Origin of the sequence: Vibrio sp. ArtGut-C1, assembly GCF_002105475.1 — a bacterium.
GTDB lineage: Bacteria > Pseudomonadota > Gammaproteobacteria > Enterobacterales > Vibrionaceae > Vibrio > Vibrio diabolicus.
Genome location: NZ_NCTH01000013.1, coordinates 44,597 through 60,340, shown reverse-complemented (window position 1 = coordinate 60,340; position 15,744 = coordinate 44,597). Strand labels below are relative to the sequence as shown.

At 45.0% G+C, this 15,744-nt stretch carries 15 protein-coding genes; 4 read left to right on the top strand and 11 right to left on the bottom strand.

What is annotated here, in order from left to right:
- Positions 1-147 precede the first annotated feature (147 nt).
- Positions 148-861 carry a hypothetical protein gene (locus B7360_RS13160; RefSeq protein WP_085343740.1) on the top strand — a complete coding sequence of 238 codons (714 nt, stop codon included), beginning with the start codon at positions 148-150 and terminating at the stop codon, positions 859-861.
- Positions 862-943: 82 nt separating this feature from the next.
- Here the strand turns inward: B7360_RS13160 and fruA are convergent, their stop codons facing one another.
- From fruA to fruB, 3 genes are read right to left on the bottom strand one after another with little or no spacing between them, the layout of a single operon-like run.
- Complete coding sequence (fruA, locus tag B7360_RS13155) at positions 944-2,683, bottom strand: PTS fructose transporter subunit IIBC (protein ID WP_085343698.1); 1,740 nt, start codon at positions 2,681-2,683, stop codon at positions 944-946.
- An 18-nt stretch (positions 2,684-2,701) separates the two neighbouring features.
- Positions 2,702-3,673, bottom strand: a complete 972-nt coding sequence (gene pfkB / locus B7360_RS13150; RefSeq protein WP_085343697.1) for a 1-phosphofructokinase — start codon at positions 3,671-3,673, stop codon at positions 2,702-2,704.
- A gap of 9 nt (positions 3,674-3,682) precedes the next feature.
- A complete protein-coding gene (gene fruB, locus B7360_RS13145) occupies positions 3,683-4,816 on the bottom strand; it encodes a fused PTS fructose transporter subunit IIA/HPr protein (protein WP_085343696.1) in 1,134 nt (377 codons plus the stop codon).
- 374 nt (positions 4,817-5,190) lie between these two features.
- On the opposite strand from fruB, the gene cra reads away from it, so the two are divergent.
- A complete protein-coding gene (gene cra, locus B7360_RS13140) occupies positions 5,191-6,171 on the top strand; it encodes a catabolite repressor/activator (protein ID WP_005397989.1) in 981 nt (326 codons plus the stop codon).
- A gap of 9 nt (positions 6,172-6,180) precedes the next feature.
- Here the strand turns inward: cra and B7360_RS13135 are convergent, their stop codons facing one another.
- Positions 6,181-7,134, bottom strand: coding sequence for an endonuclease/exonuclease/phosphatase family protein (locus B7360_RS13135; RefSeq protein ID WP_085343695.1), 954 nt, complete (start codon positions 7,132-7,134; stop codon positions 6,181-6,183).
- 226 nt (positions 7,135-7,360) lie between these two features.
- On the opposite strand from B7360_RS13135, the gene B7360_RS13130 reads away from it, so the two are divergent.
- Positions 7,361-7,894 (top strand): RNA-binding S4 domain-containing protein, encoded by a 534-nt coding sequence (locus B7360_RS13130; protein ID WP_053808449.1) that lies wholly within the window; start codon positions 7,361-7,363, stop codon positions 7,892-7,894.
- Positions 7,895-7,997: 103 nt separating this feature from the next.
- Here the strand turns inward: B7360_RS13130 and B7360_RS13125 are convergent, their stop codons facing one another.
- From B7360_RS13125 to B7360_RS13095, 7 genes are all read right to left on the bottom strand, one after another.
- Positions 7,998-8,816, bottom strand: coding sequence for an EAL domain-containing protein (locus B7360_RS13125; protein WP_085343694.1), 819 nt, complete (start codon positions 8,814-8,816; stop codon positions 7,998-8,000).
- A 92-nt stretch (positions 8,817-8,908) separates the two neighbouring features.
- Positions 8,909-9,829 (bottom strand): amino acid ABC transporter permease, encoded by a 921-nt coding sequence (locus B7360_RS13120; RefSeq protein ID WP_085343693.1) that lies wholly within the window; start codon positions 9,827-9,829, stop codon positions 8,909-8,911.
- Positions 9,830-9,910: 81 nt separating this feature from the next.
- On the bottom strand, positions 9,911-10,729 hold the full coding sequence (locus B7360_RS13115; protein WP_085343692.1) for a transporter substrate-binding domain-containing protein: 819 nt from the start codon (positions 10,727-10,729) through the stop codon (positions 9,911-9,913).
- 9 nt (positions 10,730-10,738) lie between these two features.
- Positions 10,739-11,536, bottom strand: a complete 798-nt coding sequence (locus B7360_RS13110; RefSeq protein WP_085343691.1) for an amino acid ABC transporter permease — start codon at positions 11,534-11,536, stop codon at positions 10,739-10,741.
- The gene (locus tag B7360_RS13105; protein WP_020835258.1) at positions 11,536-12,270 is read right to left on the bottom strand and encodes an amino acid ABC transporter ATP-binding protein; all 735 of its coding nucleotides are present in this window, start codon (positions 12,268-12,270) and stop codon (positions 11,536-11,538) included. The genes B7360_RS13110 and B7360_RS13105 overlap by 1 nt, the downstream gene beginning before the upstream one ends.
- 170 nt (positions 12,271-12,440) lie before the next feature.
- Positions 12,441-13,088, bottom strand: a complete 648-nt coding sequence (locus tag B7360_RS13100; RefSeq protein ID WP_048625012.1) for a lysoplasmalogenase — start codon at positions 13,086-13,088, stop codon at positions 12,441-12,443.
- A 296-nt stretch (positions 13,089-13,384) separates the two neighbouring features.
- Positions 13,385-14,533, bottom strand: coding sequence for an iron-containing alcohol dehydrogenase (locus B7360_RS13095; protein WP_006742257.1), 1,149 nt, complete (start codon positions 14,531-14,533; stop codon positions 13,385-13,387).
- A 206-nt stretch (positions 14,534-14,739) separates the two neighbouring features.
- Between B7360_RS13095 and B7360_RS13090 the strand changes: the two genes are divergently transcribed.
- Positions 14,740-15,621: an AraC family transcriptional regulator gene (locus tag B7360_RS13090; protein WP_085343690.1), complete on the top strand. Its 882-nt coding sequence runs from the start codon at positions 14,740-14,742 to the stop codon at positions 15,619-15,621.
- Positions 15,622-15,744 lie beyond the last annotated feature (123 nt).

Genomic DNA, 15,744 nt, shown 5'->3' with positions numbered 1-15,744 from the left:
CCTAGCCCTGAAGGTCTTCTTCAGGGCTTTTTTGATCTTACCAATGTACACCAACCCATTCATTTACATGATTCTAATGATTTTCTTACGAATGCAATGCAAATCATGCGTATACTGATGGAACGATACATCAAAGAGCGAGATAACATGAACAAGCGCGTATTACACGGACTCTTCTTCGTCGGTTCTTTCACCTTGGTCGGCTGTACTACGACAGACAGTATGACTACAGAAGAGGCTAAGCAAGCCGTTCCTAAAATCAACAGCGTTAGCACTGAAGTCATCTCCAACTGGATTGATAGCAAGGTTTTAGCGCCTGAAGGGCTTTCACTCGAACAAGACAATCTACGTTATATATCGGGTAGCGCCGACTTAAACAGCGATGGCAATGCAGAACACATTGTATTGCTACAGGACCGTTATTTCTGTGGCAGCGGTGGTTGTGCAGCTTATATGTTTGATAACGAGGGGAACGTTATCAATCGAATGTCTGTCACTCGCACGCCTATTGTACTTGCAGATAGTTACAGCAATGGCTGGCAAGATTTCATCGTTTGGAGTAATGGCTCATATCGACTCATGAGTTACAACGGTGAATCTTACCCGAGTAACCCTTCTTTGGAGCCAAAGGTGGATCGTGACTCAAACCAGCAGGCGGCAATTGCGAATGTAATGGCGACAGAGCTTTATCAGCAAGATGGCTATGACATTATGCCCGCTGATTCGAAAACTTTGTGGACGCCGGCCAATGTATACCACTTCACCTTTAAACATTACGGTGATCCGCATAGTACTTATAAAGCTACCGTGGATATGAACAGTGGGGAAGTAGACATTGTTGCCGTTCCGGCTGCGGAATAAAAAACACCTCCCTTAACCGGAATTAAAGGGAGGTGCTGAATGCCAAATTCGAGGGTGGCATTGTTAAGCGGTGTAATTCTGTTTATGCCGCGACTTCTTGTTTGGCTTCTGCTTTGCTTTTTAAGAAAGCGTAAGTAAAGCCAGTTACTGCTGTACCAGCTGCGATAGCCACTAAGTACATTAACACTGGTGAAATGGCGTTAGGGATTAACAGTACGAACAGACCGCCGTGTGGTGCCATTAATTTTGCACCGAACAGCATTGATAGGGCACCAGTAAGCGCGCCACCTGCCATACAAGATGGAATCACACGCATTGGATCTTTCGCGGCAAATGGAATAGCACCTTCAGAGATGAAACACAGGCCCAATACAAATGATGCTTTACCAGCCTCACGTTCATTTTGTTCAAATTTGTTCTTCGCAATGAAGGTCGCTAAACCCATACCTAGCGCAGGAACCATACCAGCAGCCATGATTGCTGCCATTGGCGCGTAAGTTTGCGAAGCCAATAGACCGACGCCAAATGCGTAAGCGGCTTTGTTGACCGGGCCACCTAGGTCGAAACACATCATCGCACCAAGGATAATACCTAGCAGAACTGCACTGTCAGATCCCATGTTGTTTAGGAAGTCAGTCAGGCCGTTCATGATGCCTGAAACTGGGCCACCTACGATGTATATCATCACAAGGCCAGTGAACAGTGTTGCTACAAATGGAATGATCAGAATTGGTTTAAGCGCTTCCATCGATTGTGGGAGTTTTACTTTGTCCGCAAGGAGCTTCGCTGCATAACCGGCAATGAAGCCAGCTGCGATACCACCTAGGAAACCAGCACCCGTTGAGCTTGCCAGCATACCGCCAACAAGACCAGGAGCCAGACCCGGACGGTCAGCAATCGAGAACGCGATGTAACCCGCAAGCACAGGAATCATCAATGCGAATGCAGAGCCACCACCAATGTTCATCAAGGCTGCTGCTAGCGTGCCTTCTTCTTTAAATGCTTCAATACCGAACACGAACGATAGGGCGATGATCAAACCACCAGCGACAACCACAGGCAGCATGTGCGATACCCCTGTCATCAAGTGTTTGTAAGCGCCTTTCTTCTCGTCTGCTGCCGAAGCAGAATTTGCAGAACCTGAATGTTGGTAAATCGTGGCTTGCTCGAATGCTTTGTCCATCTCTTCGGCTGTTTTCTTCAGAGCTGGGCCTGTTTTCGTGCGGTACATCTTTTTGCCGTTGAAGCGGTCAAGTGGAACTTCTATATCTGCAGCAATGATCACTAGATCAGCGTCTGCGATGTCTTGGTCAGTCAGTTGGTTTTTCGCACCAACTGAACCACGAGTTTCCACCTTGATTTGGTGTCCACGGCGTTTGCCTTCTTCTTCTAACGCTTCTGCTGCCATAAAGGTATGCGCAACGCCAGTAGGACAAGCGGTGATTGCGACAATTTTCTTCGCTGCTGATGTTGCTTCAGGAGTGATAGGGGCTGCAAGTGTGGTTGTTTTTTCAAGTAAAGTGGCGTTTTCAACCGCTTGCTGAAGAAACGCAGTTGCGTCTTTTGTTACTTCGCTGATTTCCGCTTGGTAAACCTTTTTCCCTACGAAACGAGAAGTATCCACGCTAGTATTTGCCGCAATGATAATGACTTCTGCTTGTTCAACGTCAGCTTCCGTCAGCAGTGTAGGTTCAACCACATTTGATTGACATTCGATTTTTGCATTCCAGGTTAATTTTGCGGCTGCTTGTTCTAGTAACCCTGCCGCAAGGATGCTATTTGCAACACCGCTCGGGCAGGCAGTAATAATGGCAATATTCATACGATAACCTTCTGTTCCTTAGTTTTGTTCTAAGTTTGTAATAGGGTAAAGCTCGCTAACTTCAGTTTGCTGCTTGATGTTCTCCAGTTCTTCCTGACTGGTTAGCCCTACGCCGACTTGACTAACTGCCAAGGCAGAAAGTGCTGTAGCGAAGCGCAATAAATCGTTTTTCGGCATCAGTTGCATGTGGCCCCAACACAAGCCAGCAACTAGCGTATCGCCTGCGCCAACGGTGCTTACCACATTCATTCGAGGGGGTTGTGCACGAAGCCATTCGCCTTGGTTTAGCCACATCACACCGTCAGCGCCCATCGACACAACAATGTTCTCGATGCCTTTGTCACTCAGTGTTTGCGCGGCGGCTTGGCATTGTTCTGGTGTTTCTAGGTGTTCGCCAACAAAATCACCAAGTTCTTCATCGTTAGGCTTAATCAACCATGGGTGAGCCTCAATACCTGATTTCAATGCGGCTTTACTGCTGTCGAACAACACCTTTTTGCCTTGTTGATGCAGTGCTTTTATCCACGCAGCACATTGTTCGGCGGTTACGCCTCCAGGTAAGCTACCCGCAAGCACAAAGTAATCGTGAGTCTCTGCGAGACGGAATAGCGTCTCCTCAAAGCGAGCAATTTCGTCAGCCGTTACTTGAACACCAGGGAAGTTAATGTCACTAACGTTGCCACTAGCCTCAACGAGCTTGACGTTGATACGAGTTGCACCTTGTACTTCTACAAACTCATTCTTAACGCCGATGTCATTGAAAAGCTGATGGAATAGCTCTGGGTTATCTTTACCGAGAAAGCCGGTAACCGTGACATCTGCGCCTAAATCGCTCAACACTTTTGCTACGTTGACACCTTTACCTGCAGCATGGAGATTGCTTTTCTGCACTAGGTTCACGGAACCAACGTTTAGCTCATTTACTGAACCTGTTAAATCCAATGCCGGGTTGAGCGTAATAGTGACAACTTTACTTGTTTTGTTCGTCATATCGGCTCCTTAACCTTCACCAAGGCCAGAAGCGATAGCATTCCCGATAGACTCCAAGGCTTGTGGTGCATCTGGGCCTTCCGCAGTGAATTGAAGTTGATGACCGTGCTTAACGCCAAGCGCAATGACTTTCATTAGGCTCTTCGCGTTTACTGCTTTTCCATCTCCGTCTAGGTTGGCAACGCGAATGGTGGATTCAAATTTTTTCGCTTCCGCCACTAACATTGCACCCGGACGAGCATGTAAACCATGAGAGTTTTTGATTTTAAATACAGCGGTATTGCCTTCTTCTGAAGATGCGGCTGTGACTTCTTCACCTTTAAACAAAGCAAGAATCTGTTCTACTGATGCATCTAAAAGCTTGCCGTGCTCATTGTTAAACACAATATTAGAAAGCGTTTTTAGGATAGGCTGGTGAGCATTGTTACATGCCGCAAACGCGACAAGTGCACGCACTTTTTGACCTTCATATTCGCAGTCGTTTGCCGTCGAGACAAATGACACGCCTGTGCGAGTTACATGTTTGTCACTGCCAATTAACCAAAGGCCATTACCTAAGTGAGTTGGTGTTTTGGTAACGAGATCTGCGACGAACTCGTTATCAGCACAGCCCGTGTTTTTCAAAAGACCACCAGCAACAGCACTCATTTGTAGCATATCGCTCGCAGGGAACATAAGTTGAATTAAAGAGGCGTCAAAGTCTGCTTCAAGCTGAACATCACCGTGGAGCAGGGCAATAATCTCGTCTTCATTTTTTGCATTACGCAGGCGTTCTTCTACGCCGTCAGCGCCTAGCACTTTCGTTAGCTGTTTGAGAATGCCAAGGTGCTCATCAGATTTAGCTGCAATGCCGATAGCGACGAATACCGTGTTACCATCACCCCAGTCGACACCTTGTGGAAAGTGATGCACAGCAACACCCGTTGTTTTCACCATTGAGCGAGTGTCAGTCGTGCCGTGCGGGATGGCAATACCGTTCCCCAAAAACGTAGAGTTTTGGTTTTCACGGTTTAGCATGCCTTCCACGTAACCGTGCTCAACTAGGCCTTTGTCTGTCAGGCTTTGCGCAATATTCTTGATTGCTGCAAACTTATCTGTCGCTGATTGCGAGAGGGTAATGTCGTTCTTATTTAGCTTAAGCATGGTGCTTCTCCAGCCTTAAGGTATCAATTTAAAAATGTATTCTGTGTGAGAAGTTGAACGCTGCTTCTGCTGAGCGCTTATCACTCCTCAAACCTTTTTATCTTTCAAGCTAAATCGATTCAGCTTGTTGGCAAATTTTTTAAAAGACTCAGAAAAACTGTTTTAAAAACTGACGTTAACAAACGAGCCTTTGCCGCTGTCCTATAGCCTAGCCTACAAATTGGTTTGTTGTGTATTCAGGTGATTTACGTCAATTTTTAAGTTTTGCTGAATCCTTTCAGCTTTTATACTGAATCGGTTCAGCTTATAATTCAACTTATCGAAAGATCGCTGATGTATTAATATGATCGCGCGCACAGAATAAGGTTTAGAATATGACACTGGATGAAATAGCCAAATTAGCAGGCGTTTCTAAGACAACTGCAAGCTATGTGATTAACGGAAAAGCGCAGAAATACCGCATCAGCGAGAAGACTCAGAAGAAAGTGATGGCCGTTGTAGAAGAATACAATTATAAGCCAGATCATGCGGCGTCTTCTTTGCGAGCAGGTAATTCACGCTCATTTGGGCTTATCATCCCAGACTTAGAAAACACCAGTTATGCGCGTCTTGCAAAACTGATTGAGCAAAACTCGCGTAAAGCAGGGTACCAAATTTTAATTGGCTGCTCTGATGATGATCCTGATACAGAGCAAAAGGTGGCGGAAGCGTTAGTCAGTCGTCGTATTGATGCGTTGTTTGTGGCAAGTGGTATGCCCACTGCAAACGAGTATTATCTTAAGTTGCAAAATTCTGGTACGCCAGTTATTGCGCTGGACCGTCCAATGGATGATGAGCACTTTTGTTGTGTCATCAGCGAAGATTTTGACGCCGCACTTGAACTCACTCAGTCAGTGCTGTCCGAGGATATAAAGTCCATAGGCTTGATTGGAGCGTTGCAAGACCTTCAAGTTTCAAAAGAGCGTGAGCTCGGTTTTCTATCCGCTTCTCAACAAGGTGGCAAAACGGCAACAGTGGGTTATGGACAACACTTCTCCCGGGAAGAAGGCAAGAAAGTCTTAGAGAGATGGCTAGCAGAGAACGAGCTGCCAGATGCCATTGTCACAACGTCATACACACTGTTAGAAGGTGTGTTGGATGTGATGCTCGAAAAGCCAGAACTCATGAGCAAAGTTCGCCTAGCGACGTTTGGTGATAATCGACTGCTGGACTTCTTGCCAGTGAAAATCAACTCTTTACCTCAACAGTTTGAGTTGATCGCGGACAGTGCAATGGAGTTAGCACTCAACGCTTCCGCCAAACGTTATAAACCGGGTGTTGAGTTGATTCCACGTAAAATTGTTAAGCGTCACTAAACAGGTTACTCAAAGCTTTACTTCAGCCGTCAGCGCCACAAATGCGTGGTCGCTGGCGTTTTTATCTCTGTCATAAATCGGGTTGATCAGATGTTGGTTAGACACCTGATAATCAACAACCTCGGCAACCGATATATCTGATAAGGTGTCAAACTCTTGAGAGAGCAAGATATAGTCGAGCACATTCCCAGTGGAAAAATGATAATGCGTAGCGGGGCGTTCATCCTTCAGAGCGTCACTTTGTAATGACCATCCATCTTTGAGTTGCAACTCAGTGACGCTGTCACCAGCATTGGATACCAATGCGCTATTAACACTGGTTGGAGTGATAGGTTGATTCATATCACCCATTAACACCGTTGGCATTGGCTCCTTTCTATACCTTTTTTGCATCGCGACTCTTAACATCGCAGCTTCCCAACCTCTTTGCTGGGTGGATAACCAGCGCCCAATAATCGTGCTAGACGTTTCTGGTTGTTCTGAGTCGGCTGGGCGTTGAGATTTTAAGTGCGTTACGTAAACGGCGATATGGCCGAGTACAGGATGTATCACTTGCGCATAGATAGGTTTGCGACTGAACTCTGGAGCAACACTTACTCCAAAAGGCTCAAGCGTTGCTAAGTCAAATTCTACAGCTTGTACTTTTTCGATTGGAAACCGAGATGCGATTGCCACAACAGGGCTTGAGTAAATGTACTCATCCTCTACATGTGGGGTGTCAACGGTCGCAAAGTAGGGGTAGCCGATGGTTGAAAAGAATGCGCGAGTTTGCTCAATACTGAACACCTCTTGTAAGCCAATCACGTCAGCTTCCAGTTTTTCAACTTGACGTTGCGTCCAAGCAAGTTTGTCTTGCCATTGCTCTAACGAGTAGATGTTTTCGAAATCATAGTAGGCATCAGGAGGTGCGACAAAATTAAACAAGTTAGCCGTGACAAAGGTAATTCTGCTTGGTTGAGACAAAGTATTCGCTCTTTTCAACAATAACTTGAAGAGTATATACCTTCAGACTGCGTAATTGCAGCTTCGTTTGAGCCAAGCCTCGACATACAAGCTAACGAGCAGCAAGTTAAATGGGTTAAGAGGTGCTCAAATGCCAAGGCTAATCAGTGATTGAGCATCGGCAGAGGTTTCTATTTTTAAGCATTGCGTTTAAACTTCAGGGCATCAAATAGTAAGAGTAAGTAACATGACCCAAGATTACGACCACGAAGAGTATTTAGAAGGCGAAGAGATTGAGATCGAAGCGATTGGCATCGACGTTGATGCGCATCCGATCGAACTGTACAAGCTTTTTAAAATCGCGAACTTGGTCAGCGGTGGCGGCGAAGCAAAGCATATCATCGAAGAAGGTTACGTCGCGGTGAATGGTGAGCTAGAAACACGTAAGCGCCGCAAGATGTATGATGGTGACTTTTTTGAGTTTAACCAGGAATATTATGTTGTGGTTTGCGATGCGCCAGTAACTGAACCTGAAACGGCAGAGCAAAAAGCGGAAAAGAAAGCGAAGAAAGAAGCGCAATCTGCACGTAAAGAGAAATCTCGCCAAAGCAAGTCAGCTAAAGGCTCTGGACCTAAGTCAACAGGCCGAAAAGCAGCGCATAAAGAGCGGAAAGCACAACAAAACGCGCTGTCGCAATCGGCGAAGAAAGGTAAGAAAGCTGAAAAGCCGCAAGCGACTCGTGATCCGAAGAGCGGACGTAACTCTATTGACTTTTTCTAAGCAAATTAATACCTAGCTAGGCATGTCATCGCCAAGCAAAACCCAAAAGCGCCGAGTATATATCGGCGCTTTTTTGGTTTTACTGTATCGTAAGGGGGTAGTGTCAATGCACTGTCGTCTCAATGTTTAGGCTATCGGTCCAGTGATGAATGGCGCAAGGCTTACCTAAGTAAAAGCCTTGGTAATAATCCAAATCAAGTTGATACATCGCTTGCAGCTGCACGTCTTCTTCTACCCCTTCTATGATCACTTTTGCTCCCATATGAGCCGCGAGCTCAACGGCGCTATGTATGGAAAAGGTTTCTCCGGCGCAGTAATCAAGTAGATAGGAGCGATCGATTTTTATGATGTCAGGGCAGAGCTGCTGAACACGTGCGATATCAGAATGTTGAGCGCCAAAATCATCGATAGCAAAGATAAAACCATTCGCTTTCATTAACTGTACGGCTTTGATCAGTAAATCAGTATCACCGCATGACTCTTCGACTACTTCAAACACCACGTCTGATGGGCTCATACCAAGTTCGGAAAGGCGCTTGTAAAGCAGGCCGTTGTCTTTAAAGCCCATGTCTTTGGTTAGGGTGAGTAGGGTTTGAGGCATGACATTGAGAAACAGTTTGATAGGCGTTCCTGCGAAACAGCGTGCAAAATTTCGAATGTGCATTGCTCTGGATAAAAACTCAACACACAATCGAAAGTAGGGATCGAGGCCATTGTTGGCCAGAAATACATCAGGACGAATTAACGAACCATCAATGCCACGAATTCGCAGTAGAGCTTCCATTCCAATAATACGCTGGTGCTTATCAAAAATCGGCTGATAAACACTGTGAAAAGTGAATTGATTGAGAACTACGTAATATTCACCAAGATTATCTTGCTTAATGTATCGCTCGTAGTCCGATTGATTCTTTAACTCCATGAAAAACGCCGAAAATTTAGCATCTTTTCAATGTAACAGGATGCAATTCTGATTTGAAGATTCAAATGTGTCTAATTACATATACGGTTGAGTTAATTTGAAATGGATTCCGATTTTGCTTCAATGTAGCGAAAAATAAGTGACAACCCAAAACAAATCAAAAAGTAAGCAATGCCGACAATGAGCCAAATTTCAAAGATATAGCCTGATGAATTTGCCATTTCGGTCCCAACAAACGTCATTTCTTGTATCGAGATCAGTGAAACGATGGAGGTGTCTTTCACTAGAGAGATGGTTTGACCTGCAAGTGCTGGGGTGATGACTTTGAGCACCTGTGGCGCGATAACGAATCGGTATTTCACCCACCGAGACAAGCCCAATGAATCTGCCGCCTCCCACTGTCCTTGGTCGATACTTTGTAAACCTGCACGCACCACTTCTGCAACGTAGGCAGAAGAGAGTAGGCCGACGCATAACACGCCAGAGGCAAGATTTTCCCAAAGGTTATAAGGCCCAAAAAAAAAGCTCTGTAGCGCATTTGGTTCGCCGTTATAGTTTCGTAGAATATCTTCCAAACCGAGTAACGGGATCAACTGGTTAGAAATGAAAAAGTAGAAAATAAAAACAAAAACCAACGGTGGGATGTTTCTTACCAACTGGATAAATGTGTTTGCAGGTGTGCGCAACCAAACGGAGCGAGAGAAGCGTGCTAAGCCTAGCAACGTGCCAAGCACTAACGCGAAGCTGATGCCCCAAATACTGAGCCTTAACGTCGAAATCAAACCTTGGAAGAAGTAGGGCAAACCACCATCGGCTCTTGGCGTAAAAAGTAGTTCAAACGCCTCTTTCCACTGCCACAAATAATGTACACCAACAGTGGAGCGATGGTACAGCCAAACGCCACCAATACCACAGATAATAAGCAGTACCCAATCTAGCGTGTTTAACCGCGATAGAAAGGAACCTGTGTTGGAATTAGTGGGTACTGTGCGAGTGGTGGTTTGTTCGCCCAAAAATTTGACTCCGATAAGTTATGGAAAAGTAAAATGGATGATTGGAGAGTATAGGCTCGCGGCGTCCACGAGCCATTCAGATTACTGGCCTTGCGCGACTTGATCTTGCCAATCTAATGTCGAGAACCAGTATTCATAACGTTGTTTTAACCATCCATCTTGGGTTCTTGCTTCAATCCACTGATTGAAAAAGGCTTTTTTATCTTCTTCTCCTAGGCGAACCGCAAAGGCTTCGTTACCTTTTGATAGTCGCTCAGAGAATGGAAGGAATAGTTTGTCGCTGTGTTTCACTGTCTCATGTTCTGGCTTTGGGCTAGAGGCAATGACCGCGTGGGCGTTACCATTCAGCACCTCTTGGAGGGCTTGCGCGTCATCATCAAATTGCAGAATCTTCGCTTTCGGGAAGGTTTCTCTGGCGACTTGAACGGTGAATGCGCCGCGACGAGCCGCTATTTTTACGCGTCGTGAGTCAAAATCCGAGAATTCGCTAAAACCAGAAGCCAGTTCTTTATTTGCTGCTACTTGAACACCGGAGTGTGAATAGGGGTCAGTAAACAACACGCTTTTGGAACGCTCGGGCGTGACCGACATGCCACCGATGATCACGTCGAACTTTTTCGCCAGTAGTGCGGGAATAATGCCATCCCACGCGGTCGGTACAAATTCCACTTTCAAACCTGAATCTTGTGCTAAGCGTTTGGCCACATCGATTTCAAAACCGATTAACTCACCTTGCTTGTTGCGCATTGCCCAAGGTACAAATGTTGACATACCAACGCGCAAAGTGCCTCGTTCTTTGATTTGATCTACATTGGGAGTGGCAACGTCTTCTTTCGCGATTGTAGGCATAGCGATGGCTAGCCCTAATAATGCAGTAATGGTCGCTTTGAATAACTTCATGTTATCTCCTTATAATTTGCGCCAACTGGCTCCGAGTTTGTGTTCTAGCCATGCAGACAAGCCAGAAAGTGATAGAGTGAGAGCAAGATAAATTGCTGCCACGGTAAACCAAATTTCAAACGGCATCGCCGTCTCAGAGACGATGTTGCGTGCCTGTGTTGTTAAATCAAAAATCGCCATCACGCTTACAATGGAAGAGTTTTTGATCAAAGAAACCACTTCATTGGTTAATGGCGGTAATGTGCGCTGTAAAACCTGAGGCAAAATCACGTCTTTGTAGGTGTAAAACGTTGACAGCCCGAGAGTTTTTGCTGCTTCGAATTGCCCTTTAGGAATACTGTTTAAACCTGCACGGAATATTTCCGCGGTGTAGGCACCTTGGAAAAGGGACAATGCCAAAACGGCGGTGCTGAATCGGTCCAAACCAATCACGGGGCCAAACACGAAGTAGAGTAAATAGATTTGCACCAACAACGGCGTGTTACGTATGACTTCGACATAAGTGGTACCAATAACATTGCCGACTTTCGAATCGCTAAGCCTTAGTAACGCGGTGACCAACCCCAACACTAAGGTGAAGAATAGACTAATGGCCGAGATGTTAAGCGTGACCAATAGCCCATCGATAAGTTCTGCTGGCCACCATTCGCCATCTTCATAAAAAGCGATGTAATCAGGTACGCGTTCCCATTGCCATTGATAGCCCATAGCATCGGCACCAGAGTCTAACACCCACACAATCGCGATGAAGAGGAGCGTCATTTGTAGTAAAGCTTGAAGCACAGGTTTGATTACGCGAACTATCATCAGTAACTTAAAATTTGGTTCAAAAATGCTTGGGTTCGTGGATGCTGTGGCGTCTCAAATAAGGCGATCGGTGAGTTCATTTCCACGATTTGGCCTTCATCCATAAATACCACGCGGTTCGCTACTTTTTTGGCAAATCCCATTTCGTGCGTGACGCAAATCATCGTCATTCCGCTTTGTGCCAGCTCAACCATGACATCCAACACTTCGTTGATCATTTCCGGGTCAAGCGCCGAAGTTGGTTCGTCAAAGAGGAGTAAGTCCGGTTCCATGCATAAGGAGCGGGCAATCGCGACGCGTTGCTGCTGACCGCCAGAAAGCTGGATAGGGTATTTACTCGCTTGCTCTTCAATGTTGACTCGCTTTAGGTAATGTCGTGCGCGTTTTTCAGCTTCTTGTTTTGACAATTTGAGTGTGCGAATCGGCGCTAAGGTGAGGTTTTCCAGTACAGTCAAATGAGGAAAAAGGTGGAAGTGCTGGAACACCATGCCGATTTTACCGGGCTTGAGAGATTTTGCATGAGAAGGCTGGTCGAACACATGAAGTTGGCCTTCTTGAATCGATTCAAGATGGTTGATGCAACGAATGAGCGTTGATTTTCCTGAACCAGAAGGGCCACACACCACGACGATCTCGCCAGAATGTACGGAGAAGTTGATATCTTTTAGAGCGTGGTAATCGCCATACCACTTGTTTACGTTGCTAAATTCAACAACAGGAGTGTTCTCTTTCAAAGGGGCACGCTATAAAGGAAAAATATCTTTCTACAATAGCAAGTTGTGCGCATTATTTCATTAAGAACAAGCTTATATTCAGGTTCTAAGATTAAGAACCTGCTCACTTTAGTGTTTGATAAAGTAATGTTTTAAGAATTAGGTACAAAAGCTATTACTAATAAGTCAGTTCAACTGAGATACGGATAACGAACAACGATGGCAACAACGGACATTACCATCAATGTTTGTGCGGAATAGTAGGTCACCATGACGACTTGTCGCGAAAATACGGATCGTCCCCCGAAGCGTTCAAAAGCTAAGACGGTACCAGAAACGATGAAGATAAAGCTTCCGAGCACTGCAAATGAGGACGATTGAGTTTTTCCACTCAAATAATACTCGATAGCAGCCCAACACATGGTCATCAATACCAATATGTAGCTGGCAACCGGGAGCTTTTCTTGACCAAGGTCCGGTCGAAACAACCAATAGAAACATACACCGAGTCCAAATAAAGCAATAGGGAGCCAAGGCGTAAAATGCCAAGCGGACATGATGGTAAAACCGTAGCTATAGGAAAGATGGGCAGAGCAGAAGAGCACTAATCCGGTAATAAACTTATCTCTAGGGAGCATTAATAGTAGATCACCAAGCAGCGAGAGCGATAAGCCAATCAAAATCCAATGCGTATATGGCATATGATAGGCAGGAGACTGGATTAAAATTCCTAACATACAGAGCACTGGTAATGGTTTGGATACGTAGAAGACCCACTTAGGACCTTTACGGATACTGATGATATGTATGAATGCTAATACGACAACAACTAGCCACATAAAATGGATTCTCGAACAGACAAGCTAATGTAGTGGATAACTACAACAAATAAAAGGTCCATTAAATGAGTAAGTTAGACCTTTGAATTCAATTTTATTTTTGTTTGTGTAAAGCTGGACAGTTGTCTCTTTACTGACCTACACGATCAATGAGTTTGTAGGGATTAATCGTTATTTTGAGGAGTTCCCGAATTTGAACGTGATGAAGCTTACAAAATAGCATAAAAAAACGGTATTGTGACCATTAAGTCACAATACCGTTAAACCCTAGAAAGGGCAGTGAACTGTTTTTGCTGTTAGGCAACAGCGAGTTCTAAAATTTCACGACTACGTTCAAGAGTAATCGCCTGGTTTTCACCGAGAACGGTCATTCCGTGTTTATTGAGTTGTTCGATGATGGCATCGATCGCTTGTTCACGACTTTCACCATAGTTTTCTAGCTTAGTTGCGACATCAAGTTGATGATAAAACGCTTCGATCGCTTCGATGGTACGTTCAGCAAGATCGTCTCCAGCTTCAAGTCCAAATACGTTGCGACCCATTTGCTCTAGCTTAGGACGTTTAAATTGCATTTGGTTGCGAAGTAGCGATGGTTGGACGATTGCAAGAGAACGTGCATGATCGACGCCCCATAGAGCCGTTAATTCATGGCCGATCATATGTGTCGCCCAGTCTTGTGGAACGCCACTACCAATTAACCCGTTCAATGCTTGGTTAGCAGACCACATTAAGTTTGCGCGCCACATATCGTCGTCTCGCTCGGCAAACTGTTCTCCGAGTGTTTTTAAGGTTTTCAGCAGTGTTTCTGCATAGCCATCTTGAACCATTGCGCCAGTAGGAAGCGTCAAGTATTGCTCACATACGTGCACCCATGCGTCAACAATGCCGTTGATCAACTGGCGTTCTGGCAATGTTTTCATTACATCCGGGTCTAACACCGCAAATTTAGGCTGTACTGCTGGAGACATGAACGGAAGTTTGTCTTGAGTTTCTTTTTTAGTGATAACTGCACCCATGTTTGACTCTGAGCCTGTTGCTGGCAGTGTCAAAATTGCAGCTAGAGGCGTCGCTTCAGTGACTTGGTGTTTACCAATCATGATATCCCAGCCATCACCATCATACTTAGATGCTGCTGCTACGTATTTAGAGCCATCAATGACTGAACCACCACCTACAGCAAGAATAAAGTCAACACCATGTTCTTTTACCATTGCGACCGCTTTATCGAGCGTCTCTTTGGTTGGGTTGGGTTCAACACCAGAAAACTCTAGCCATTCATGTCCCTCTAGTGCTTCTGAGACTTGGTCGTACACGCCATTCTTTTTAATTGAGCCACCGCCGTATACCACTAAAACTTTTTGGTCGGATGGGATAGCTTCTTTGATTGCAGCGATTTGTTTTTGACCAAAGAAAATCTTGGTTGGGTTTACATAAGAAAAGTTCATTATTAGCCCTCTTGCTTCCAGTAAAGGAGATTGAATACGTGCATATTAGTCCTGATTAACGTTCGTTAATAGGTCGATTTCTGCAAATAATCTGCCTATTTCTACAAAATTGATGCTCTTGAGCTAGAAAGTTAAAGTCGAGAGGAAGTATAGTGCACGAAATGATAATAGAGACCAAACTCGTTGGTCATTGATGGAGCGCTCTAATGCACACTCTCGCAGATATCATGCAGCAATATGTTGAAAAGCAGGGACTGCATGACTTAGAAGGTATGAAGAAAACCGCAATAGATGGCGTATGGTTTTATCGCAGTAGCAAAGGAAATCATCGCCAGCCGTTTGTCTATCAGTCTGGCATTATTGTTTTAGGTCAAGGACATAAGAACATTCATATCGGTGATACACCTGTCCAATATGGGCCCGATGATTACCTTGTCGTAGGAGTTCCCATGCCCCTGGAGTGCGAAGCGTTTGCGACAAACAATGAGCCTTTACTTGGCATCTCGATAGATATTTCGCCAACGCTTCTTCATAAGCTCGTTAAAAAACTTGAGGCTGAGAAATTCAGTAATAAGTGCCTGGACACTACCCGTTGCGGCCTTAAATCGGTACACATGAGCGAAGGTATGCTGGATGCATGCAAGCGACTAATGAGCGCGTTGTGTAATGAGCTGGATGTTGTCATGCTCGGTGATCTACTTCTTGAGGAAATTGTTTATCGCACTTTGGTAAGCAAAGAAGGGTATGTTTTATTTGACTTAGCACACCAAGAAGGCTCTTACGCTAGAGTGGCCAAAGCACTGAATCGTGTTCATCAAGCGTACCATGAACAGTTGAGCGTACAAACATTGGCAGAAGAAGCCAATATGAGTGTGTCTGCTTTCCATCAAGCTTTTCGCAATGTCACGCTTGAATCTCCGTTGCAATACATTAAGAAAGTTCGACTTAATAAAGCGCGCGAGTTGATCCTGCTGGAGGGGAGACGAGTCAACGATGCCGCGAGACTGGTCGGGTACACAAGCCCATCACAGTTTAGTCGTGAGTACAAGCGACATTTTAATGAAACGCCAAGGTCAACAAAGGCTTAGTGATCTTTATTTCAAAATAACGACTTTTTTTGCCTTTTTTATTAATTTGCGAGTGACATATTTATTTGATTTATAAAATTAGTTACTAGTGCCAAATAATAGGTACGTTGTTGCAAGCATTTA